Source organism: Streptomyces sp. NBC_00096, from assembly GCF_045041305.1.
GTDB lineage: Bacteria > Actinomycetota > Actinomycetes > Streptomycetales > Streptomycetaceae > Streptomyces.
On sequence record NZ_CP108221.1, the window covers coordinates 86,609 to 107,975 of the forward strand.

General features: G+C 72.4%; 16 protein-coding genes and 2 pseudogenes. 6 read left to right on the forward strand and 12 right to left on the reverse strand.

The window, feature by feature from the left end; genetic code table 11:
* Window positions 1-39: 39 nt before the first annotated feature.
* Window positions 40-1,431, reverse strand: coding sequence for a glutamate decarboxylase (locus tag OG904_RS00400; RefSeq protein WP_405486064.1), 1,392 nt, complete (start codon window positions 1,429-1,431; stop codon window positions 40-42).
* 388 nt (window positions 1,432-1,819) lie between these two features.
* Here OG904_RS00400 and OG904_RS00405 point away from each other — a divergent pair, with 388 nt between their 5' ends.
* Window positions 1,820-2,224: a tyrosinase cofactor gene (locus OG904_RS00405; protein WP_405486062.1), complete on the forward strand. Its 405-nt coding sequence runs from the start codon at window positions 1,820-1,822 to the stop codon at window positions 2,222-2,224.
* The gene (locus OG904_RS00410; protein WP_405486060.1) at window positions 2,224-3,060 is read left to right on the forward strand and encodes a tyrosinase family protein; all 837 of its coding nucleotides are present in this window, start codon (window positions 2,224-2,226) and stop codon (window positions 3,058-3,060) included. The genes OG904_RS00405 and OG904_RS00410 overlap by 1 nt, the downstream gene beginning before the upstream one ends.
* Here the strand turns inward: OG904_RS00410 and OG904_RS00415 are convergent.
* Both OG904_RS00415 and OG904_RS00420 read right to left on the reverse strand, forming a co-directional pair.
* A pseudogene (locus tag OG904_RS00415) lies at window positions 3,027-3,742 on the reverse strand (response regulator). The gene OG904_RS00410 and the pseudogene OG904_RS00415 sit on opposite strands and share 34 nt — an antisense overlap.
* Entirely contained in the window at window positions 3,739-5,415 is a 1,677-nt protein-coding gene (locus OG904_RS00420; protein WP_405486056.1) for an ATP-binding protein, read from the reverse strand. The pseudogene OG904_RS00415 and the gene OG904_RS00420 overlap by 4 nt, the downstream one beginning before the upstream one ends.
* Before the next feature lie 68 nt (window positions 5,416-5,483).
* On the opposite strand from OG904_RS00420, the gene OG904_RS00425 reads away from it, so the two are divergent.
* Window positions 5,484-6,896: a cation:dicarboxylate symporter family transporter gene (locus tag OG904_RS00425; protein ID WP_405486054.1), complete on the forward strand. Its 1,413-nt coding sequence runs from the start codon at window positions 5,484-5,486 to the stop codon at window positions 6,894-6,896.
* A gap of 267 nt (window positions 6,897-7,163) precedes the next feature.
* Entirely contained in the window at window positions 7,164-8,933 is a 1,770-nt protein-coding gene (locus OG904_RS00430) for a S8 family peptidase (RefSeq protein ID WP_405486052.1), read from the forward strand.
* A 29-nt stretch (window positions 8,934-8,962) separates the two neighbouring features.
* Here OG904_RS00430 and OG904_RS00435 read toward each other — a convergent pair whose 3' ends face one another.
* The 4 genes from OG904_RS00435 to OG904_RS00450 form a co-directional block, all read right to left on the reverse strand.
* Window positions 8,963-10,453 carry an alpha/beta hydrolase family protein gene (locus tag OG904_RS00435; RefSeq protein ID WP_405486131.1) on the reverse strand — a complete coding sequence of 497 codons (1,491 nt, stop codon included), beginning with the start codon at window positions 10,451-10,453 and terminating at the stop codon, window positions 8,963-8,965.
* Window positions 10,454-10,503: 50 nt separating this feature from the next.
* Window positions 10,504-11,220: a (2Fe-2S)-binding protein gene (locus OG904_RS00440; RefSeq protein WP_405486133.1), complete on the reverse strand. Its 717-nt coding sequence runs from the start codon at window positions 11,218-11,220 to the stop codon at window positions 10,504-10,506.
* Window positions 11,221-11,398: 178 nt separating this feature from the next.
* A complete protein-coding gene (locus tag OG904_RS00445; RefSeq protein WP_405486135.1) occupies window positions 11,399-12,460 on the reverse strand; it encodes an SIS domain-containing protein in 1,062 nt (353 codons plus the stop codon).
* Between the two features lie 133 nt (window positions 12,461-12,593).
* Window positions 12,594-13,850: a PTS transporter subunit EIIC gene (locus OG904_RS00450; RefSeq protein ID WP_405486137.1), complete on the reverse strand. Its 1,257-nt coding sequence runs from the start codon at window positions 13,848-13,850 to the stop codon at window positions 12,594-12,596.
* A 177-nt stretch (window positions 13,851-14,027) separates the two neighbouring features.
* Here OG904_RS00450 and OG904_RS00455 point away from each other — a divergent pair, with 177 nt between their 5' ends.
* Window positions 14,028-14,795 carry a GntR family transcriptional regulator gene (locus OG904_RS00455; protein ID WP_405486139.1) on the forward strand — a complete coding sequence of 256 codons (768 nt, stop codon included), beginning with the start codon at window positions 14,028-14,030 and terminating at the stop codon, window positions 14,793-14,795.
* A 160-nt stretch (window positions 14,796-14,955) separates the two neighbouring features.
* Here OG904_RS00455 and OG904_RS00460 read toward each other — a convergent pair whose 3' ends face one another.
* A complete protein-coding gene (locus tag OG904_RS00460; RefSeq protein ID WP_405486141.1) occupies window positions 14,956-16,194 on the reverse strand; it encodes an MFS transporter in 1,239 nt (412 codons plus the stop codon).
* A gap of 99 nt (window positions 16,195-16,293) precedes the next feature.
* On the reverse strand, window positions 16,294-17,100 hold the full coding sequence (locus tag OG904_RS00465; protein WP_405486143.1) for an alpha/beta fold hydrolase: 807 nt from the start codon (window positions 17,098-17,100) through the stop codon (window positions 16,294-16,296).
* A gap of 140 nt (window positions 17,101-17,240) precedes the next feature.
* Between OG904_RS00465 and OG904_RS00470 the strand changes: the two genes are divergently transcribed.
* The gene (locus OG904_RS00470; RefSeq protein WP_328302635.1) at window positions 17,241-17,927 is read left to right on the forward strand and encodes a GNAT family protein; all 687 of its coding nucleotides are present in this window, start codon (window positions 17,241-17,243) and stop codon (window positions 17,925-17,927) included.
* A 49-nt stretch (window positions 17,928-17,976) separates the two neighbouring features.
* On the opposite strand, the gene OG904_RS00475 is transcribed toward OG904_RS00470, so the two are convergent.
* The 3 genes and pseudogenes from OG904_RS00475 to OG904_RS00485 all read right to left on the reverse strand — a co-directional run bounded on the left by OG904_RS00475 (window position 17,977) and on the right by OG904_RS00485 (window position 21,245).
* Window positions 17,977-19,005, reverse strand: a complete 1,029-nt coding sequence (locus tag OG904_RS00475) for a hypothetical protein (protein WP_405486146.1) — start codon at window positions 19,003-19,005, stop codon at window positions 17,977-17,979.
* A gap of 33 nt (window positions 19,006-19,038) precedes the next feature.
* Window positions 19,039-20,361, reverse strand: a pseudogene (locus tag OG904_RS00480) (MFS transporter).
* 2 nt (window positions 20,362-20,363) lie between these two features.
* Window positions 20,364-21,245: an alkaline phosphatase family protein gene (locus tag OG904_RS00485; protein WP_405486148.1), complete on the reverse strand. Its 882-nt coding sequence runs from the start codon at window positions 21,243-21,245 to the stop codon at window positions 20,364-20,366.
* Window positions 21,246-21,367 lie beyond the last annotated feature (122 nt).

Sequence of the window (21,367 nt, forward strand, 5' to 3'; positions counted from 1 at the left end):
GCCCCGCGCCCCGGCGGCCCCGCGCCCCGGCGCCCCGCGTCAGTGGTGGAAGCCGGACCGGGGCGCGGCGTCGGTGACGGGCTGCGGATGCGCGGCCAGGTGCTCCACGGACCGGCGCAGATCGGCGACGAGCAGCGCGATCTGGTCCCGAGTCACCCCGTGCCGGACCAGGACGCGCTGGATGACCGTGTCCCCGCGGTCGGCCGGCAGCGGGTACGAGGGAACCTGCCAGCCGCGCATGCGCAGCCTGTCGGAGAGGTCGTACAGGCTGAACCCGGCGCCCTCCGGGTCGGTGAGCCGGTAGGAGACGGCGGGCAGTGCTCCCCGCCCGTCGTACAGGAGGGTGAAGGGGCCCATCTTCCCGATCTCGCCGGCCAGGTACTGGGCGGTGTCGGCGCAGGCCTGCTGGACCCGGCGGTAGCCGCCCCGGCCCAGCCGCAGGAACAGGTAGTACTGGGCGATGATCTCGCCGCCGGGGCGGGAGAAGTTGAGGGCGAAGGTGGGCATGTCCCCGCCGAGGTAGTCCACGGAGAAGACGAGGTCGGCGGGGAGCAGGTCCGCGGTGCGCCAGACGATCCAGCCGACGCCGAGCGGGGCGAGGCCGTACTTGTGCCCGGAGGTGTTGACGGAGGCCACGCGCGGCAGCCGGAAGTCCCAGACCACCTCGGGGTGGAGGAAGGGCGCCACGAAGCCGCCGCTCGCGGCGTCGACGTGGATGGGCACGTCCCAGCCGTGTTCGGCCTGGATCCGGTCGAGCTCGGCGGCGATCTCGGCCACCGGCTCGTAGACGCAGGTGTAGGTGACGCCGAGGATGGCGACGACACCGATGGTGTTCTCGTCGACGTGCGCGGCGAGCTGTTCGGGGAGCAGTCCGTTGGCGCCCGGCGCCAGCGGGACCTGGCGGAGCTCGACGTCGAAGTAGCGGGCGAACTTCTCCCAGCAGATCTGGACCGGCCCGCACACCAGGTTCGGCCTGTCGGTGGGGAGTCCGGCGGCGCGGCGGCGTTCGCGCCAGCGCCACTTGAGGGCGAGGCCGCCGAGCATGGCGGCCTCGCTGGATCCGGTGGTGGAGCAGCCGGTGCCGGTGCTGCCGGCGGGGGCGTTCCACAGGTCGGCCAGGATGTTCACGCAGCGGGACTCGATCTCCGCCGTCTGCGGGTACTCGTCCTTGTCGATCATGTTCTTGTCGAGGCACTCGTTCATCAGCCGGTGGACCCCGTCGTCCGACCAGGTGGTGCAGAAGGTGGCCAGGTTCTGGGCGGCGTTGCCGTCGAGGAGCAGCTCGTTGTGGAGGAGCTCGTAGACCACCTCGGAGGACGAGTGGTCCTCGGGCATCCGGTACTTGGGCAGGACCTCGCCGCTGAGGGCGGACGCGAACACGTCCGTGTCGGCGTCGCGGGAGCGTGCGTCCTTCGTCTCGTGGAGAGCCATATCGGGACTATAGGTGACGGATCGTCGAGAAGTCGGTTTCAGGATCCTTCGGGGACGGTTCGGGCGGGGCCGTGAGAACGGGCCCGCCTCGACGCGGGGCGGTCCATCGCGGTCGCGCGCGCGGGGGTGTGCCGAGCGCCGGACCGGGCCTCGGAGGTCATGATTCCGGCTGCGGCTTCCAGCCGACTCGGCGGTGTGATCCCCTCCATACCTTCCCCGCATGACCGCAGTATTTCTTGTCAGTTAATCTTTTTCGGGCAGGTCTTCCCGTTCGGGCCACCGGAGCCGGTCCGGACGGGAAGATCATCCAAATAGTTCGATGGGCAACTTATCCTTTGATGTCCGGATACAGGTCCCCTGCCCCTCGCGCCCTGATACCTCTCGGGCCATGAAGAAGATCACCCGCCGTCAAGCTCTAGGCAGCACTGTCGGCGCACTCGCCGCTCTCGGCCTCGCCGGCGCCACCGCGCACGCGGCCGTCACCGGATCCCGCCCCGCCGAACCCGCCACCCCTGCGGGCACCATCGACGAGGTCTACCAGGGCCGTCACATACGCATAACCCCCGCCGCCACGGGCATGGACCACCACACCGGCCACCACGCCGGACACGACATGACCGGCATGCCGACCGTCCTCATCGACGGCCGCGCACTGCACGTCATGCAGAACGCCGACGGCACCTGGATCAGTGTCGTCAACCACTACGAGACCTTCGCCGATCCGCTTCCGCTCGCCCGTGCCGCCGTGCGCGAGCTCCAGGGTGCCGACCTCGTCCCGATGGCAGGCATGTGATGGCCGTTCGCAAGAACCAGGCCAAGCTCACCGCCGAGGAGAAGCGCGCCTTCGTCGCGGCGATCCTCGAACTCAAGCGCACCGGCCGCTACGACCGCTTCGTCACCACCCACAACGGCTTCATCACGAACGACACCGACACGGGCGACCGGGTCGGCCACCGCTCCCCCTCCTTCCTTCCCTGGCACCGCCGGTTTCTGCTGGAGTTCGAAGCGGCGCTGCAGTCGGTGGATCCGAAGGTGACCCTGCCGTACTGGGACTGGACGACGGACCGGACGCCCCGCTCCTCCCTCTGGGGCGCGGACTTCCTCGGAGGCACGGGACGGTCCCGCGACGGCCAGGTCATCGACGGGCCGTTCGCGTACTCGGCGGGCAAGTGGGAGATAACCGTACGGGTCGACGGGCGCAACTACCTGCGCCGTGACATCGGCGCCGGCGTGGCCCAGCTGCCCACGCGGGCCGAGGTGGACTCGGTCCTCGCGATGCAGGTGTACGACGCGGCGCCCTGGAACAGCTCCTCCAACGGCTTCCGCAACAACCTGGAGGGCTGGCGCGGGGTCAACCTGCACAACCGGATCCACGTCTGGGTGGGCGGCCAGATGGCCACCGGGGCCTCGCCCAACGACCCCGTGTTCTGGCTGCACCACGCCTTCGTCGACAAGCTGTGGGCGGACTGGCAGGCGCTGCACCCGCAGTCGCCCTACCTGCCCGCCGCCGGCACCGCGAACGTCGTGGACCTGCGCGACACCATGCGGCCGTGGAACAACGTGACGCCGGCGGACATGCTGGACCACCGGAAGTTCTACACCTTCGACACCGAGCCGGCCGCGGCCTGAGCCTCGGCCAGCCAGCGGTAGTGCAGTTCTGGGCGGCCGACCTGGCCGTACCGGGGGTCCGGTCCGCGCGGCCGGTGTCCACCAGGTGCTCCAGGTACCGGCGGGCGGTGATCCGCGAGATCCCGGCCGCCCCGGCCGTCGCTGCTGCGGTCAGCCCCTCGGGGGCCGCCCGCAGCAGTGCGGCGACCCGGACCAGGGTCGGCGCGCCGATCCCCTTGGGGAGTTCGGCCGGACGGGGTGGACGCAGGGCCGCCATGGCCCGGTCCACGTCGTCCTGGCCGGCCGCCTCTCCCGCCGCCGTCGCGCGGAACTCGGCGTAGCGCAGCAGCCGTTCGCGCAGGGTGGGGAAGGCGAAGGGCTTCAGTACGTACTGCACGACCCCGAGCGAGACGCTCTCGCGGACCACCCCCAGGTCCCGCGCCGAGGTCACCACGATCACATCGGCGGGATGCCCGGCGGCCCGCAGGCCGCGCGCGAAGCGCAGCCCGTGGCCGTCGGGCAGGGTCAGGTCGAGCAGCAGCAGGTCGATCCGGGTCCGCTCGAGGACCCGGGTGGCCTGCGCCAGGGAGTGGACGGCCGCCACGGCGGTGAAGCCGGGCACGCGGCCGACGTACAGCACGTGCGCGTCGGCGGCCACCGGATCGTCCTCGACCACCAGGACCCGCACCTCGGCTGAGCTCACGCGCCCGCCTCCCCGCGCGCGGGCAGCCGTACGGTGAACCGCGCGCCTCCCCCGGGCAGTTGATCGGCGTCCGCGCTGCCACCGTGCCGCTGGGCCACCTGCCGCACGAGCGCGAGGCCCAGGCCCCGCCCCTCACCCTTGCCCGACCAGCCGCGCCGGAACACGTCCGCGCCCTCGGGGAGTCCGGGGCCGTTGTCGGCCACCCGGAGCAGCAGGCCGCTTCCGTGGGGGCCGGCCGGGCCGTCGGGGCGGACGGTGACCTGGACGCGGCCGCCGGGGATGCCGGTGAGCGCGTCGACGGCATTGTCGATGAGGTTGCCGAGGACGGTGACGAGGTCCCGGGCGGGCAGGCCGCCGGGCCCGGTGTCGATGGCCCCGCTGTCCGGGGTCACGACCAGTTCGACGCCCCGTTCGTGGGCCTGCGCGGCCTTGCCGAGCAGCAGGGCGACGAGCACCGGCTCGCCGACGGCGGCGATCACCTCGTCGGTCAGGGCCTGGGCGAGGGACAGTTCGGCGGTGGCGAACTCCACCGCCTCCTCGCTGCGGCCCAGTTCGATGAGGGACACCACGGTGTGCAGCCGGTTGGCCGCCTCGTGGGCCTGCGCGCGCAGCGCCCGGGTGAATCCCCGCTCCTGGTCCAGTTCCCCGGCCAGGGAGAGCAGTTCGGTGCGGTCGCGCAAGGTGATCACCGTGCCCCGGCGGCCGCCGCCGGCCACGGGCGAACTGTTGAGCACGAGCACCCGGTCGGCGGTCAGGTGGACCTCGTCGACACGGGACCGGTCGGCGAGCAGTGCCCCGGTGAGCGGGGCGGGCAGGCCCAGCTCGGCGACCCCGGTTCCCCTGATCTCCCCGCGCAGCCCGAGGAGTTCGCGGCCGGCGTCGTTGACGAGGGTGATCCTGCGCTGGCCGTCGAGCATCAGCAGTCCTTCGCGGACCCCGTGCAGGGCCGCCTGGTGGTAGTCGTACATCCGGCTCAGCTCGCCCGCGTTCATGCCGTGCGTGTGGCGGCGCAGCCGGGCGTTGACGATGTACGTGCCCGCCCCGCCGAGGGCGAGGGCCCCGCCGGCCACCCAGGCGAGTGCGGAGAGCTGCGCGGCGAGCCGGGCGCTGACCGCGCGGACGGTGATGCCGGCGGCGACCATGCCGACGACGCGGCCGCCGTCCACGAGCGGGGTGACCACGCGGAGGGAGGGGCCGAGGGTGCCGGTGTAGGTCTCGCTGAAGGTCTCGCCCCGCAGCGCGGGGGCGGTGTTGCCGAGGAAGGGCTCCCCTATGCGCAGCGGGTCGGGGTGGGTCCAGCGCCGCCCGTCCGGAGCCATGATCGTCACGAAGTCCACGCCCGCGTCGAGCCTGACCCGCTCCGCGTAGGACTGCAGGGCCGCGGAGGGGCCGCCGGACGGATCGCCCCCGCTCGCCGCCCCGCGTAGCGCCCCGGCGGCCGGACCGCTCGCCGCCCCGCGCGCCGCCTCCCGTACCGCGTCCCGTACGGACGGCGAGTCGGCGACCGCGCGGGCCACCGCTCCGGCCTGGCGCCGGGCGGCCTCCTCCGCCTGGCCGCGGGCGGTGGCGTAGGCGAAGACGGCGCAGCCGGCGACGACCACGGCGACCAGCACCACCTGCATGACGAAGAGCTGGCCGGCGAGGCTGCGCGGCGGCCGGGGGAAGCGGAACATGGCGCTCAGTGTGCACCGGAGCGTGAACTCAATGAACGCAAGGGTGACCGGGGTCACAGCGGTGGGCGATGGTCTCCCGGGACGCCTTCACCACCAGGAGGCACGTGGGTGCATCACCGGGAGGCATCGTGGCCGCCAGGCGCGACAAGACGCATTATCTGTACATCGCCGTGATCGGCGCGGTGCTGCTCGGCATCGCCGTCGGTTTCGCCGCACCCGGCACGGCCGTGGAACTGAAGCCGCTGGGCACCGGGTTCGTGAACCTGATCAAGATGATGATCTCGCCGATCATCTTCTGCACGATCGTGCTGGGCATCGGCTCGGTCCGCAAGGCCACAAAGGTCGGCGCGGTGGGCGGGCTGGCACTCGGCTACTTCATGGTGATGTCGACGGTGGCACTGGCCATCGGGCTGCTGGTCGGCAACCTGCTGGAGCCGGGCAGCGGGCTGCACCTGACCGAGGCGGCCCGGCACGCGGGCGAGGCACAGGCCAAGGCGGGCGGCGCGCAGAGCACGCCGGAGTTCCTGCTGGGGATCATCCCCACCACCCTGGTGTCGGCCTTCACCGGGGGCGAGGTGCTGCAGACCCTGCTGGTGGCGCTGCTGTGCGGGTTCGCGCTGCAGGCGATGGGCGCGGCGGGCGAGCCGGTGCTGCGCGGGATCGGGCACGTGCAGAAGCTGGTGTTCCGGGTGCTCGCGATGATCATGTGGGCGGCTCCGGTGGGCGCGTTCGGCGCGATCGCGGCGGTGGTCGGGGCGACCGGCATGGACGCGCTGAAGTCCCTGGCGGTCATCATGATCGGCTTCTACACGACCTGCCTGCTCTTCGTGTTCGTGGTCCTGGGCACCCTGCTGCGGGTGTGCACGGGGATCAGCGTCTTCGCCCTGCTGCGCTACCTGGGCCGGGAGTTCCTGCTGATCCTCTCCACCTCCTCCTCGGAGTCGGCGCTGCCCCGGCTGATCGCCAAGATGGAGCACGTCGGGGTCTCGCGGCCGGTGGTCGGCATCACGGTCCCCACGGGTTACTCCTTCAACCTGGACGGGACCGCGATCTACCTGACGATGTCCTCGCTCTTCGTCGCGGAGGCGATGGGCAAGCCCCTGGCCCTGGGTGAGCAGATCTCGCTGCTGCTGTTCATGATCGTGGCCTCGAAGGGCGCGGCCGGGGTGACGGGCGCGGGCCTGGCCACACTGGCGGGCGGGCTCCAGTCGCACCGGCCTGAACTGGTCGACGGCGTCGGCCTGATCGTGGGCATCGACCGGTTCATGAGCGAGGCGCGGGCGCTGACGAACTTCGCGGGGAACGCAATCGCCACCGTGCTGATCGGGACCTGGACGAAGGAGTTCGACCGGGCCCGGGCCACCGAAGTCCTCGCGGGCCGACTGCCGTTCGACGAGACCACCCTGAGCGATGAGGGGCCCGAACGGACCGCCGCCGTACCCGTCCAGTCCGGCGGCGCCAAGGACGGCGTACCCGCCTAGCGCGTACGCCCCGCGGACCGGCCGGCCAGGGCTCGCCCCCACGGTGCCCAGTCCGGCCGGTCCCGACACCTCGAGCCAGGGTCATTTTCCAGCCAAGATCACATGAACTGTCCTGCTGTAAAAGGTACTTCCATAGCGGGGCGTGCTTCTGACATCTTGCGTCCACCACTCGTTTCGTACGGCCCTGTAGGTGCCATCCGCACCGCGGGGCCGTCTTCGGAGGACGCATTGATACCCCACATATCCAGCCGACCTCGACGTACCCTCGTGCTGGCGGCCGCCCTCGCCGCCCTGGCCTTCGGTGCTCCGGCCGCGCTCGCCGGCACCGCGCCCGTTTCCCCGGCCGGGACCCCGGTCACCTCCGCACCCGCCAAGGCCCCGGCCGCGGCGCCGTCTTCCCAGAGTGCGACCTGGGCTGCCGGCACCCGCGCCTACCTGGTGATCACCGCCGCCGGTGACAGCTCGGCGGTCCGGTCCGCCGTCACGGCCAACGGCGGCACGGTCTTCTCGTACTTCGACTCCATCGGCGTGATCGTCGCCCACTCGACCTCCTCGACCTTCGCCGCCACCATGCGCGGGGTCAGCGGAGTCCAGAAGGTCGGCGCGACGCGCACCTCGGACGTCCCGGCCGACGCCTACAACCCGGCGCTGCCCGCCAACCCGGCGCAGTCGACGACCCCGGCGGGCGAGCCCGTACGCGCCGACATGAGCCAGATCAAGGCCGACCAGGCCTGGGCCGTGACCACCGGCTCGGCCTCCGTCAAGGTCGGCATCCTGGACACCGGTGTGGACGACCAGCACCAGGACCTGGCGCCGAACTTCAATGCCGCCGACTCCGCCTCCTGCGCCTACGGCAAGCCGGACACCCGGGTCGGCGCCTGGCGCGACGTGGACACCCACGGCACGCACGTGGCGGGCACCGTGGCCGCCGCCAAGAACGGCAAGGGCGTCGTCGGCGTGGCCCCGGGCGTGAAGATCTCCTCGGTCCGCGTGGCCGAGCCCGGCAACTCCTTCTTCTTCGCCGAGAACACCATCTGCGCCTTCGTCTGGTCCGGCGACCACGGGTTCAAGGTCACCAACAACAGCTATTACACGGACCCCTGGCAGTACAACTGCCCGGACAACATCGACCAGGCCGCCATCATCGAGGGCGTCAAGCGCGCCCAGGAGTACGCGGAGAGCAAGGGCTCGCTCCAGGTCGCCGCGGCGGGCAACGAGAACTACGACCTCGCCCACAAGACCACGGACACCGCGAGCCCCAACGACTCCACCCCGACCACCCGCACCATCACCAACGCCTGCCTCGACATCCCGACCGAGCTCCCGGGCGTGGTCACGGTCGCGGCCAACGGCACCGGAGTCACCAAGGCCTCGTTCTCCAACTTCGGCCAGGGCGTCATCGACGTCGCGGCGCCGGGCAGCAACGTGTACTCCACCGCTCCGGGCGGCGGGTACAGCACCAAGAGCGGCACCTCGATGGCCACCCCGCACGTCGTCGGCGTCGCGGCGCTCATCGCCAGCGCCAACCCGTCCTTCACCCCGGCGCAGATCCGCACCGCGCTGGCCACCCAGGCCAACGACACCGCCTGCCCGTCGGACAGCCGCTGCACCGGGACCACGGCCAACAACGGATTCTTCGGCGAGGGCCAGGTCGACGCGCTGAAGGCGGTCGGCGGCACGACCACGCCGCCCACCGGCAAGTACTTCGAGAACCTCACCGACTACGCGGTCAACGACAACGCGACCGTCGACAGCCCGATCACCGTCAGCGGGGTGACCGGCAACGCGCCGGCCACCCTCAAGGTGGGCGTGGACATCAAGCACACCTACATCGGTGACCTCAAGGTCGACCTGGTGGCTCCGGACGGCTCGGTCTACACCCTGAGCAACCGGGCCGGCGGCGGCACGGACAACATCGTCCAGACCTTCACCGTCAACGCCTCCTCCGAGGTCGCCAACGGCGTCTGGATTCTCCGCGTGAACGACAACGCCAACGCGGACACCGGCAAGATCGACGCCTGGAACCTGACCTTCTAACCGGCCGGGCAGCACGTCCCCGCACCGGATCAGTGGTGCAGGACGTCCGCCAGCCAGTCGAAGACGAGGTCACAGTGCTGTTGCGGGGCCATCGGGGAGCAGTGCAACTGCGCCCCGGTGGCCTGCGTCAGTTTCACGTACTCGCGCCGCGACCGGAGCAGGTCGTACATCTGCTTCGGCTGGCCGGGGTAGAACTGCTCGAAGTCGTAGTCCAGGACCAGGGTCGGAGCCTTGATCTTCGGGACGACGGTGGTGACGTCGAGGCCGATGGCCAGCTGGGCCGGGGTCCACAGGTCGGTGAGGACCCGCCCGGCGCGGGCCTCCCGCAGCGCCTCCTCCGAGAAGATCTCGAACCGCTTCCTGACCGTGTACGCGAGCTGCGGGGTGAGCTCGGGGACCACCTCCTCGTTCCACACCCGGTTGGTCTCCGCCTTGTCGGCGGTGACCACGTCGCGCAGCTCCTTGTCGAAGCCGAGCCACGGGCTGACGCAGCCGGGCTGGCAGACCAGGGCCGCGATGCGGGGTTCGAAGGCGGCGGCGCGGGCCACGAGGTTGCCGCCCATGCTGAGGCCGGTGAGCGCGATGCGCGAGCTGTCCACGTCCTCGCGCCGGTCCAGCCAGTCGATCAGCGGGCCGACCACCTTCTCCCAGCGGGGCGTGAACGGCAGCTCCTGGACGAAGAGGAGCTCCCCCTGGCCGGGGCCGTCGTAGACCAGGGCGTTCCAGCCCCGGTCGAGGGCTGCGGACACCCCGTACGTCCACATGTCGACGTTCTGGCCGTCGCTGCCGTTGGTGAGGATCACCGTGGGGCGGGGTTCGGCCGGGCCGTGGCCGCCGGGACGGAAGAACCACACCGGCAGCCGGGTCCTGCCGTACGGGACCTTCGCGCGGACGGCGGCCGGGGAGCAGAGCTGGGTGAAGGTGTCCCAGGCGCGGCGCCCCGCGAGGTAGACCTCCTTCTCGTCCCCCGGCCGGTCGGTGCCCAGGACGTAGAAGAGCGCCTGCGCGTAGTACTGCGCGGCCCGCAGCGAGCGGAACCTGTGGGTCTGCGAGGGGGACCCGCCACCGTGCCGGCCGGCGGCCGGGGGCGCGGCGAGCCGGTCTCCCCAGGCGCGGAAGGTGTCGGTGAAGGTCTGCTCGGACAGCCCGGCGGTGTTGATCGCGTTGACGGCGGTGAGGACCTCGCCGACCTCGGAGGCGCGCATGCCGGCGGCCCCCAGGGCGAAGAGGCCGGCGAAGTTGAAGCCGGGGTCCGCGAAGAGCTTCATGGCTCCGGGCGCGGGCTCCGGGGCCGCGGCCGCCGTGGCCCGCAGGGCCTTCGGCGCGGGCGCCGGGAGGGCCGCGGCGGGCACGGTCGCCGCTCCGACGGCGAGGGACCCGGTCCCGGCGGCCAGCCCGGTCAGGGCGGCGCGGCGGGAGATCCCGGACGCGTCGGGGAGCGCGGGGCGGGCGGGGCGAGCGGGGTGGGCCGGGCGAGCGGGACGGGCGGGGGCCGGGGTACCGGCTTGATCGTGCGTCATGGCAGGGAACGTAGGAGCGCCCACGGGCGCCGGGCCGTCCGCCACACCCTTCACTGCTTCGAACGGCCCTGCCCGGTCCGCAGCACGCAGTCCCCGCAGAGGCCACCGCCCGGCACCTTGTAGTACAGGCAGCAGCTGCGGCGCACGAAGGCCACCCCGAGCCCGGGTTCATGGACGAAGGTGCCCGTCCCGCCGAGCGGACCGCCGTCGGCGAGCAGTTCGGCGGCGAGGGCGGCGGCCGTCTCCCCCGGCACCCGGTCGGTGAGCACCCGGACGGCGCCGACCAGACCGGAGGCGGCGTTGCCGCGCAGCACCTGCGGGGAGACGCCGAACCGCTCGCGCAGCTCCGCGTCGAGCACCGCGAGGTTGCCGAGCACGGTGTCCGCCAGGGCCCGCGCGGGCGTCGGACCGGGCAGTTCGGCGGGCCCGGGCAGCCACAGCTCCAGCGACCCCGCGCCGGGCAGCCGCCAGCGCAGGCGGTCGGGTCCGAGGTCCGGCACCCGCCCTGACAGCACGGCGCAGCCGAGCGCGAGCGACCAGAGCCGTCCGGCGATCCCGAACTGCGCGGTCGAGGCGGCCACCCGGCCCGGCCCGCTCCCGATCCGCCGCCCGACCTCGGCCACGTAGGGCTCCAGCCGCTCCCCGTACAGCTCGCCGAGCGGCCGGAAGCCGGGCCCCGGCGCTTCCTTCCCGCAGGCCACCGTGAAGAACGGTCCGACGGAGCTCAGCTGCCGCAGTACGCCGTCCATCCCGGGCTCCGTATCCATGCGCCGATGATCTCACCGTGCCGGACGGCGTCCGCCCACCGGTACGGGCGGCAGGGCCCGGCACGTGAAACGCCGGGACCCGCGGATCCGGAAGATCCGCGGGTCCCGGCGCCGCCTCGGGCCGCCGCCTCGGGCCGCTGCCGCGTGTCGGCGCGTGCCCGTCGGCCCGTGCGGGCCGTCAGGCCTGGACGGGCTGGGTGAAGGCCGCGACCTCGAAGTCGGACATGTCGAGGCCGCCCTGCTTGGTGTCGTCGTTGGCGAAGACGAAGGACTCGATCGGGACGTTCCGCTCGTCGCTGAGCTGGGCGACCAGCTCCTGGAGGACCACCGTCTCCAGGACCACCCGGACCGCGTCCGCGACCTGGGGCAGGCGGACCACCGACAGGCTGTCCGCAGGCTCCACCCCGGCCGCCGTGATCAGCAGCGTGAGGTGTCCGGCGCCCGCCAGCGAGCGGGCCAGCTCGATCTCGCGGCCGTCGCCGTAGACGAGGTGGAGGGTGTTGCCCGCCGACTCCATCTCGCCGTGCAGGTAGTTCCGGGTCGCCGAGGCGGCCGCGGTCATCCGCACCACCTCGCGCAGCAGCAGCGCGCCCTCCTCGGCGGAGGCCCGGGAGGCCCCGGCCGCCACTCCGTCGGAGGCGATGCAGCGGGCGCCGCGCTCCCGCAGACCGGCGATGATCCCGGTGGCCTGCTGGTGGACCGCGGTGGTCTGCTCCGCGATCTCGCCCCACGGGTCGCCCTCGCGGCCGGCGACTGCGCCGGCGATCAGGTCGAGGGCGACGACGGTGCCGGTGTAGCCGATGGTCGAGGCGTACGAGTCGGGCTCGTTGCCGAGGTCCACGGTCAGGTCGGCGAGGTCGCCGAGCGGCGAGGGGACGACGTTGAGCAGCGCGGTCCTGGTGATGCCGGGGGCGGCGCACTCGAAGGCGGCGATGGTCTCGGAGCTGCGGCCGCCCTGGGAGACGGCGATCAGGCAGTCGGTGTCGAAGCCGGCGGTGCCGGTCTCGATCTCGCTGGACAGGACGCGCTGGGTGACGATCCCGGCCTCGCGCAGCTGCTGTACGGGGACGGCGAGGGCGGCGTACGAGGCACCGATGCCGGTGAACAGGGGGCGCTCGGCGGCGCGCAGCCCGGCGAGCTCCGGGGAGGCGAGCTGGGTGCGGACGCGGTCGGCGATCCGGGCGAGGGCTGCGCCCTGGCCGGCCTGGCCATCGAGGAACGTGATGCGGGATCCGGACATGGTGGGGGGTCCTTTGAAGTCTCGGGGTGCCCGTGGGCCGCGGTGCCCCCGCCGGCATGGGCGACGGTGGGGCGGTGCGATCGCGGGGCGGTGCGATCGGGCGGGGCTGGGTCGGCGGCGCGGGGGCCGGGGCTCAGGCGGAGGCGTCGGCCCCGGCGCCCGGCCGGGGCTCCTCTTCGCGTTCGCGGCCCGGGGTCGGGAGGTCGAACTTCACGATCGCCCAGCGGAAGAGCACGTAGTAGATGGCGGCGAAGGCCAGGCCGATCGGTATGAGCATCCAGGGCTTGGTGGCGATGCCGTAGTTCACGATGTAGTCGATGGCGCCGGAGGAGAAGCCGAAGCCGTCACGGATGCCGAGGGCGTAGCAGACGGCCATCGAGACGCCGAAGAGGAAGGCGTGGATCGCGTAGAGGACCGGGGCCACGAACATGAAGGCGAACTCGATGGGCTCGGTCACGCCGGTGACGAAGGAGGTCAGCGCGACGGAGATCATCATGCCCTTGACCATGGTCCGGTTCTCGGGGCGGGCGGTGTGCGCGATGGCCATGGCGGCGGCCGGGAGCGCGAACATGTAGATCGGGAACCCGCCGGTCATGAACTGGCCCGCGGTCGGGTCGCCGGCGAGGAAGCGGGCGATGTCCCCGTGCACCTCGGTGCCGGTGGCCGGGTTGACGAAGGAGCCGGCCTCGAACCAGGGGAAGACCGAGAAGAAGTGGTGCATCCCGATCGGGATCAGGGCCCGGACGACGAGGCCGAAGAGGCCCGCGCCCCAGGCGCCGGTGCCGACGAGCCACTCACCGAAGTGGAAGAACCAGCCGCCGACGGTCGGCCAGACCACTCCGAATACCACTCCCATGCCGACGCCCGCGAAGGCGCTCAGGATGGGCACGAGCCGGCGGCCGCCGAAGAAGCCGAGCCATTCGGGCAGCTTGGTGCGGCTGAAGCGCTGGTAGAGGAGGGCCGCGATCAGGCCCATCACGATGCCGCCGAGGACCTTGGCGTCGAGCGGTTCGCCGTCCACCCCCTTGGGGAAGGCGGGGCTGGCGAGTACGGCCTTGAAGACCAGGTAACCGACCACGGCCGCCAGAGCGGTGGAGCCGTCGGACTTCCTGGCGAAGCCGATGGCCACGCCCACCGCGAAGAGCAGCGGCAGGTTGGCGAAGACGGTGTCACCGGCGGCCGCCAGCACCATCGCGAACTTCTGGATGATCAGCGGGAAGTTCTCGCGGCCCAGCAGGTCGGCTCCGCCGAGCCGGGTCAGCAGGGCGGCGGCCGGGAGCGTGGCCACGGGCAGCATCAGGCTGCGGCCGATGCGCTGCATGACCGGCATGATCCGGCCCGGCTTCTTTCCGGCGGCCGGTGCGGTGGCCGGGACTGTGGCCGTACTCATCGCGGGTACTCCTCGTCGAGCGGGGTGGTGGGGACGACTCGAAGGTAACTAGTGGTTTTGGATTGGTCAATGGTGGTCTTTAGTGGTCTTACGGAAAATATCAAGATGAGGGCTTAGGTCCCACTGTCCCGAGGTCGGAAGCCGAAACAAAGTGGTACCAAGTGGTATGGTCTCCCCATGACCGACGACGCTGCCATCGCCGCCGCCTCCACCTCCGCCCGCGCCGCCGACCCCCTCTGGTCCCAGGCCGCGGACCGGATCCGTGAGGAGATCGCCCGCCGCGGCCTGTCCGCGGGCAGCAAGCTGCCGCCGGAGCGCGAGCTCTGCACCCGGCTGGACGTCTCCCGCGTCACCCTGCGCCGCGCGCTCGGTCACCTCGTCGAGCAGGGCCTGGTCACCGCGTCCCACGGGCGCGGATGGTTCGTCGCGGCGCCCGTGGCCCCCGCGCCCGCCCGCGAGTGGCCCAAGGACCTGGAGTCGTTCACCGCCACCGCCCGCCGCAAGCACATGCGCGCCAGCTCGGTGGTCCTGCGCCACGACACGGTGACCGCATCACTCGACGACGCGGACCGCCTCGGGGTGCCCGCCGGCACCCCGCTGCTGCTCCTGGAGCGGGTCCGGCTGCTCAACGACGTCCGGATCGCCCTCGACCGGACCCTGGTCGTCGCCGACCTCGCACCCGACCTCGCCCGGACCGACTTCCGCGAGACGTCCCTCTTCGAGGAACTGCGCCGCTGGGGCGTGGAGCCCGACCGCGCCGAGGCGACCATCGAGGCGCGCAACGCCGACCCCGGGCTCGCCGGGCACCTGGGCATCGCCGAGGGCGCGCCCGTACTCGTCCTCGACCAGACCGTGTACACCCGCGACCAGCGACCCCTGCTGCTGTCCACGGTGGAGTACAGCGGTGACCGCTACCGGCTGCGCACCACCCTGCAGACAGACTGACACCGGCCCTCCGGCACCCGGTAGCCCCGTTCGGCACCCGTCCGCACGCCGAAGGGCCGCTCCGGCCCCGCTGAAAGCCCCGCTGGAGGCCCCGACGAAAACCCCACGGAAGCCCGGCCCGGGCGGGCCCTACGACCGTACGGCCCGGCCCGGGCGGGCCCTACGACCGTACGGCCGCCTCCGCGGCTCCACCGCCGGTCCGGGAGGCCCCGGCCCGGCGCACGGCCGGGCCCATCGCGTACGAGGCGGCCAGCAGGAGCGCTCCGAGGAACAGCCAGCCCGGGATCCCCCAGAGCAGGAGCAGCGAGGTCAGCACCAGCGGGCCCAGGGTCCGGGCCACGGGCACCCCCGTGCCGAAGAACCCCTGGTACTGGCCCATCCGCTCGGCGGGGGCCAGCTCGAAGCCGATCTGCCAGGACCCCGCGGACTGCCGCATCTCCGCGTCCACCTGGAGCACGGCCCCCGCCACGAGCAGCGCCGCGGCCGCCCACCCCGCCCGGGGCAGCGCGGAGACGGCGAACACCGCGCACGACGCGGCCATCACCAGCCCGGAGACCCGTACCGCCCGGCGGGCGCTGTCCAGGTCGGTCACCGGGCGGGCCGTGCGCACCTGGAAGAGCATCACCGCCACCGTGTTGAGCACGAACAGCGCCGAGACCAGCCAGCCGGGGGCCTGCGTGCGCTCCACGATCCACAGCGGGATCGCGAGGCTCAGCAGCGGCATCCGCAGCAGCAGGATCGCGTTGAGCAGCGTGACCAGCGCGTACGGGCGGTCCCGGAGCACGGCCAGCCGCGGCTCCCCCGCATTGCGGTCCGCGGTGGGCGCCACCGCCGGCAGGCGCAGCAGCACGCCGGCGCAGAGCAGGAAGGCCACGGCGTCCAGCGCGAAGACGGCGAGGTAGGCGCGCTCGGTGCCGATGCCGAGCGCGAGCCCGCCCAGGGCCGCGCCGACCGCGAGGCCGCCGTTGAGGACGGCCTGGAGGTGGGCCAGCACCCCGGTCCGCTCCCCGGGAGCGACCAGACCCGCCAGGAGGGCCTGGCGGGCGGCGGCCAGCCCGCACTGGGCGGTGGCGTAGACGACCACGGCGGCCAGGAGGGCCCAGAAGGAGCGGATGACCAGGAAGGAGCAGACGGAGGCGGCCGTGGCCACGGCCAGCACCACGGAGGTACCGCGCGGCCCCCGCCGGTCGGCCAGCGCCCCGAGCGGGACTCCGGCGACCGAGCCGATCGCCCAGGCGATGGTGAGGCCCAGGCCGATCTGGGCGGGCGAGAGGCCGACCACCCGGGTGAAGTAGAGCGCCGAGCACACGTAATAGGCTCCGTCGCCGACGGAGTTGCTCAGCTGGGCGGCGGCCAGTCGGCGGGGCGCTCCGGGCGGGGGCAGGATCCGTATCGTCACCGGATCATTGGACCAGCCGAATGGCCCATTCCGGTGGTCCGGTTCCCGTTCGGTTTCCCGGGCCACTTCGCGGCCGTTCACGGGCCGCCTCCCGGCCGGTCAGAGCCCTGCGAGGAACCCCAGCAGCGCCTCGTTGAAGGCCTCCGGCTGTTCCACGCCCGGCAGGTGCCCGGCCCGCTCCACGACCGCGAGCACCGAATGCGGCACCAGCGCGTGCAGGGACTCGGCCTCGGCGACCGGGGTGTAGACGTCGTCCCGGCCGACCACGATCAGGCAGGGCACCCCGGCCGGGAGCGCCGCGAGCACCGGGGCGTAGTCGGGCCGCTCGGCCCGCCCGCGCAGCGCGGCGGCCGCGCCCTCGGGGGCGGTCGCGTACATCATCGCGGTCACCTTCGCCGCGGCCTGCGGCATCCCGGTCACGTTGTACGGCGCGAGCATCTTGTCGATGACCTCGTCGGTGTAGGGCTTCATGCCCTCCGCGAGGAGCCGCTCGGCGAGGTCGCGGCGGAAGGTCTTGCCCTCTTCCGTCTCGGGCGGAGAGGAGGTGTCGGAGAGGACGAGGGCCCGCACCCGGCCCGGGTGGCGCAGCCGCATCTCCATGGCGATCTGCCCGCCCATGGACACACCGCCGACGACCGCCTGTTCGACGCCGAGACGGTCGAGCAGAGCGGCCAGGTCATCGGCGAAGTCGGCGAGCAGCGTCTTGCCCGGCAGCACCGGGCTCTGCCCGTATCCCCGCAGGTCAGGGGCGATCACACGGTAACCGGCCGCTATCAGTGCCGCCGTCTGGGGGGCCCACATCGTGTGGTTGAACGGATGTCCGTGGATCAGGATTACGGGGGCTCCGTCGCGGGGACCCAAGTCCTCGAAAAAGAGTGTCGCGCCATTGCCGATTAGGGGGTTCATGAGAGGACTCTAAGGGGCTACATTGAGCCACTCGCGTTCACCTGACAGCCCGTTGCCTTTCACCCGTGTTTTGCACGGGGGGCGACGTCAGAGACGCAGACTGTGCAACCACCCCACCGCCCAGAAGGACCGAAGGCTCCGTGCCCGTACCCGTACTCCTCGCCGGCCGCTCCGTGCGGCTCGAGCCCCTCGCCCCCCACCACACCGAGGCCTTGGCCATGGCCGGGGCCGAGGATCGTACGACTTACGCCTTCACCCCCGTACCCCACGGCGTGCAGGCGTCCCACGAGTACATCGACCGTGCCCTCGCCGATCAGGCAGCGGGTCGATCGCTCCCGTTCGCGGTGGTCAGAGCCACCGACGGCCGGGTGGTCGGTTCGACCCGGTTCCTGGAACTGGACTACTGGCAGGGGCCGCTGGTGTGGCCCGCCGTGCCGGGAGTCCCGTTCGGCGATCCTGCGACGGCGATCCCCGATGCCGCCGAGATCGGCAATACCTGGTTGTCCCCGGCAGCCCAGGGAACCGGCATCAATACCGAGGCGAAGCTGCTCATGCTCCGCCATGCCTTCGAAACCTGGGGCGTCCGGCGCATCTCGCTGCGCGCGGACGCCCGTAACGGACGCTCGCGCGCCGCGATGGAACGGCTCGGGTTCACCAGTGAAGGGGTCCGCCGGGCCCATTCGCGGGGGCTCGACGGGGCGGTCCGCAGTACGGCCTTCTACTCGATCCTCGACGAGGAGTGGCCGACCGTGCGGTCGGTCATCGAGCTCAGGCTCTCGGCGGCCGCGCAGCGAAAGCGCCGCCGCAAGACGCTCATCCCGGCGTAACGGTCCTTCTGCCCGGACGGCGGACGGCCCTCATCCCCTCTTCCCGGTGTCAGCCGAGGAAGGCGGGGGCGAGGGCCGACGTCATCAGCCGGGCCGGGGCGCCGCTGCCGTCGGCGGGCAGGGAGTACAGGTCGGCGCCGAAGTCGCCGGGCAGCGAGTACACGACGGTCTTCTCGTCGGTCCACACCACCTGGTCGTCGACGCTGCGCTCCTCGGCGAGCGGGGTCTCGGCCATCGAGGCCAAGTCCAGGACGTACAGCCGCCACGGCGCGTCCGGCGACAGTCCGGGTACCCGCTTCTTGAACACCAGCCGCTTCCCGTCGGGCGACAGCGACGGGCACTCCAGGTTCTCCCGCAGCGTGGTCACCGTGCGTGCGGCCAGGTCGCCGCGGACCAGGTAGGTCTGGCCGCCGGTCGCGAGCGTCGCGTAGAACCCCTGTTCGTCGGGGGTGAAGGTGACCCCCCAGAAGTTGACGTCGGCGTTGCGGTACGCCTTGCCGTCCTTGTGGATCGTGAAGTCCTCCAGCGAGGCGTCGTACTTCCCGCTGCGCAGGTCCAGCAGCGAGGTCCGGGTGGAGAAGTTCGTACCGGCGTACGAGTCCCCGCCCACGAACACCGTCCAGGCGACCAGGTGGCCGCCGGGCGAGACCCTCGCCCGGGTCGGTATGCCGGCCAGCGGGCGGCTGGTGACCTCCTTCAGCCTGGCGTCGAGGACCACGGCCCGGTAGCTGTCCTGCACCCCGCCCTTGTCGGCCCGCAGGCAGATGCCGGTGCCGGCGGCGGAGTGGAAGCGCAGGCAGCTGACCCCGGAGGCGGTCCGCGGGCCTTCGGGGGCGTCGGCCGCCGCGGTGGCGAGCTCGTCGCGGTGCGGCCCCCAGGCCATGTTCCGGAACACGATCCGCCGGCCGCCGTCGCCCGGGGTGAGGGAGACCTCGCCCGGGGCTATCGACGGCCCGCCGGCCTGGACCCGGTTCTTCTCCTCGGCGCGCGAGGAGGCCCGTACGACGGCGAGCGCGCCGACGACGGCGAGCAGGACCACGGCCGAGACGAGGATCAGGATCCGGCGCTGGAGGGGCATGTGTGGGGGCCTTTCTGGATCTGCGGGGATGGTTCAGGCTGCTGCTGCGGCGTCCGCGACCGGGTCGCCCGGCCGCAGCCGGACGCAGAGCAGCACGGCTCCGGCCAGCAGGGCGGCGGCGACGGCCAGGGCGGGGCGGGCTCCCCAGAAGGTCCAGGCGGCGCCGAAGCCGAGGGAGGCGGCGAACCGGGCGAGGGACTGACCGGTCTGGACGAGGGCGAGACCTCCGCCGCGGTGCTGTTCGGGGACGGGTCCGGCGGCGGCCGCCATGAGCACCCCGTCGGTGGCCGCGTAGAAGATGCCGAGCAGCGCGAGGACGGCGTACGGCAGGATCGGTCCGGTGCCGCCGGCCGGGGCGAGCAGGACGAGGTAGGCGCCGAGCAGTGCGAGGTGTCCGCACAGGAAGACGGCAGCCGGCGCCCGACCCGGTCGGCGAGCCGGCCCACCGGCACGGCGAGGAGCAGATAGCCGGCGGCGGTGCCCAGCGGCAGCAGCGGGAACCAGCCGGCGTCGAGTCCCAGTGCGGCGCTGGAGCAGCAGGTAGACGAAGGCGTCGCTGACGGTGGCGGCGCCGAGCAGGGCGGCGGCCCAGAGGATCCGCCGGAAGGCGGGATCGCGCAGGGCGCCGAACACCTTGCGGGCCGAGGGAGGCGGCCGCTGGAGGGCCGGCGTGCGCCGCCGGAGCCGGTACGGGCTCGGTGCGACGGCCGGGTACGAAGAGCACCAGCACCAGGACGCCGAGCGCGGCCACGCAGGCGCTGACGGTGAAGACGGCGTCGTACCCGTCGGCGGCGCCGCGCAGGATCAGGAAGGCCAGGATCGGCCCGATCAGCGCGCCGGCGGTGTCCATGGCCCGGTGCACGCCGAAGGCCCGGCCGCGTTCCGCGGGGGCCGCGGCCAGGGAGATCAGCGCGTCGCGCGGGGCGGTGCGCAGGCCCTTGCCGGTGCGGTCGAGGGCGAGGACCGCGCCGATCCCGCCGGTGGCGTGTGGGCGAGCAGCAGCAGCCGATTGCACAGGGCGGAGAGCCCGTAGCCGATGCCGGCGAGCGCCTTGTGGCGGCCGAAGCGGTCGCCGAGGTGGCCTCCGGTGAGCCGGACCAGGGCGCTGACCCCGTTGTAGAGGCCGTCGAGCAGACCGAAGCCGAGCGGGGTGAGCCCGAGTCCGGCGACGAGATAGAGGGGGAGCACGGCCGTGACCATCTCCGAGGAGACGTCGGTGATGAGGCTGACCGTGCCGAGGGCGAGCACCGTGGGGGCGAGCGCGGCGCGCCGCCCCGGGCGGATGCCCGGGGCGACGCGCTGCGGCTCGGGGGTCACGGCGGGCGCGGGGGTACCGCGGCTGTCCGCAACGTACATGGTCAGGAAGCCCAGATCCCCGTGATGTCGGTGGCGGTGGCCGCGTTCCCGGCGTGGGTGGTCAGGCCGGAGAGGCCCTCCAGGGTGCGCAGCATGTCGTAGTGGTTGTAGGTGGTGGAGGCGGTGGCCCCCGGGGTGACGGGCTGGCCGTAGAACACGGTCGGGATCTTGTTTCCGGCGAGCCTGTTGTCCTCGTCGAAGGTGACGACGAGCAGGCTGTTGTGGGTCTTGGCCCAGTCCGCGTAGGCCTTCAGGTTGTTCTTGAGCCAGGTGTCGCCCGTGCCCACCGAGCAGTCGTGCATGTCGCTGCACAGGTTCGGGACGACGAACGACGTCTTGGGCAGGGTCGTGAAGTCCGTCGGGAACTGGGTCATCGTCTTCGCGGTGCTGGTGGGCACGTTGGAGAAGGCGAACCAGGGGTTGTGCTTGCGGGCGTACTTGCCGCTGGAGCAAGTGGTCGAGCCCTGGCTCGGCAGGGTCTCGTTGTAGCTGCCCCAGGTCTTGCCCGCGGCGATCAGCTCGGAGGCCAGGTTGGGCGCGGAGCTGAAGCCGGGGGTGTAACAGCTGTCGTCGGTGACGCCCTGGTTGGAGCCCGAGAAGAGCTGCATGTAGTTGGGCTGGCTGGGGTGCGTGACCCCGAAGGAGTTGGTGAGGTTGGCTCCGCCCGTCTTGAGGGAGTTGATGTACGGGGCGCTGGAGCTGCCTATGACCTGGTTGTAGGCGTGGTTCTCGAAGACCACGACGACGATGTGGTCGGGTGCGGGCAGGCCGGCCGCGTGCGCGGGCTGGGCGGAACCGATGCCCGCCCACAGCGCGGCGCCGACGGCGGTGACGCCGAAGGCGGTGGCGAGGGCGGTCTTGCGACGGGACCGTGAAAGTGGCATGCCGAACACGGAAATTACCTCCGGGCAGGGGGGTCTGGGGGCGGCGCGGACGTACCGTACCGAGGGGCATGTGCATGGGCCAGAGATACTTGGCGAACAGCACGGGAACTCCACAGGCCGAT

Coding starts and splice junctions, on each gene's coding strand:
- OG904_RS00475 (WP_405486146.1), bottom strand. CDS start 19,005: ATGCCCCTCCAGCGCCGGATCCTGATCCTCGTCTCGGCCGTGGTCCTG.
- OG904_RS00440 (WP_405486133.1), bottom strand. CDS start 11,220: ATGGATACGGAGCCCGGGATGGACGGCGTACTGCGGCAGCTGAGCTCC.
- OG904_RS00420 (WP_405486056.1), bottom strand. CDS start 5,415: ATGTTCCGCTTCCCCCGGCCGCCGCGCAGCCTCGCCGGCCAGCTCTTC.
- OG904_RS00455 (WP_405486139.1), top strand. CDS start 14,028: ATGACCGACGACGCTGCCATCGCCGCCGCCTCCACCTCCGCCCGCGCC.
- OG904_RS00400 (WP_405486064.1), bottom strand. CDS start 1,431: ATGGCTCTCCACGAGACGAAGGACGCACGCTCCCGCGACGCCGACACG.
- OG904_RS00485 (WP_405486148.1), bottom strand. CDS start 21,245: ATGCCACTTTCACGGTCCCGTCGCAAGACCGCCCTCGCCACCGCCTTC.
- OG904_RS00450 (WP_405486137.1), bottom strand. CDS start 13,850: ATGAGTACGGCCACAGTCCCGGCCACCGCACCGGCCGCCGGAAAGAAG.
- OG904_RS00465 (WP_405486143.1), bottom strand. CDS start 17,100: ATGAACCCCCTAATCGGCAATGGCGCGACACTCTTTTTCGAGGACTTG.
- OG904_RS00405 (WP_405486062.1), top strand. CDS start 1,820: ATGAAGAAGATCACCCGCCGTCAAGCTCTAGGCAGCACTGTCGGCGCA.
- OG904_RS00425 (WP_405486054.1), top strand. CDS start 5,484: ATGGTCTCCCGGGACGCCTTCACCACCAGGAGGCACGTGGGTGCATCA.
- OG904_RS00435 (WP_405486131.1), bottom strand. CDS start 10,453: ATGACGCACGATCAAGCCGGTACCCCGGCCCCCGCCCGTCCCGCTCGC.
- OG904_RS00445 (WP_405486135.1), bottom strand. CDS start 12,460: ATGTCCGGATCCCGCATCACGTTCCTCGATGGCCAGGCCGGCCAGGGC.
- OG904_RS00410 (WP_405486060.1), top strand. CDS start 2,224: ATGGCCGTTCGCAAGAACCAGGCCAAGCTCACCGCCGAGGAGAAGCGC.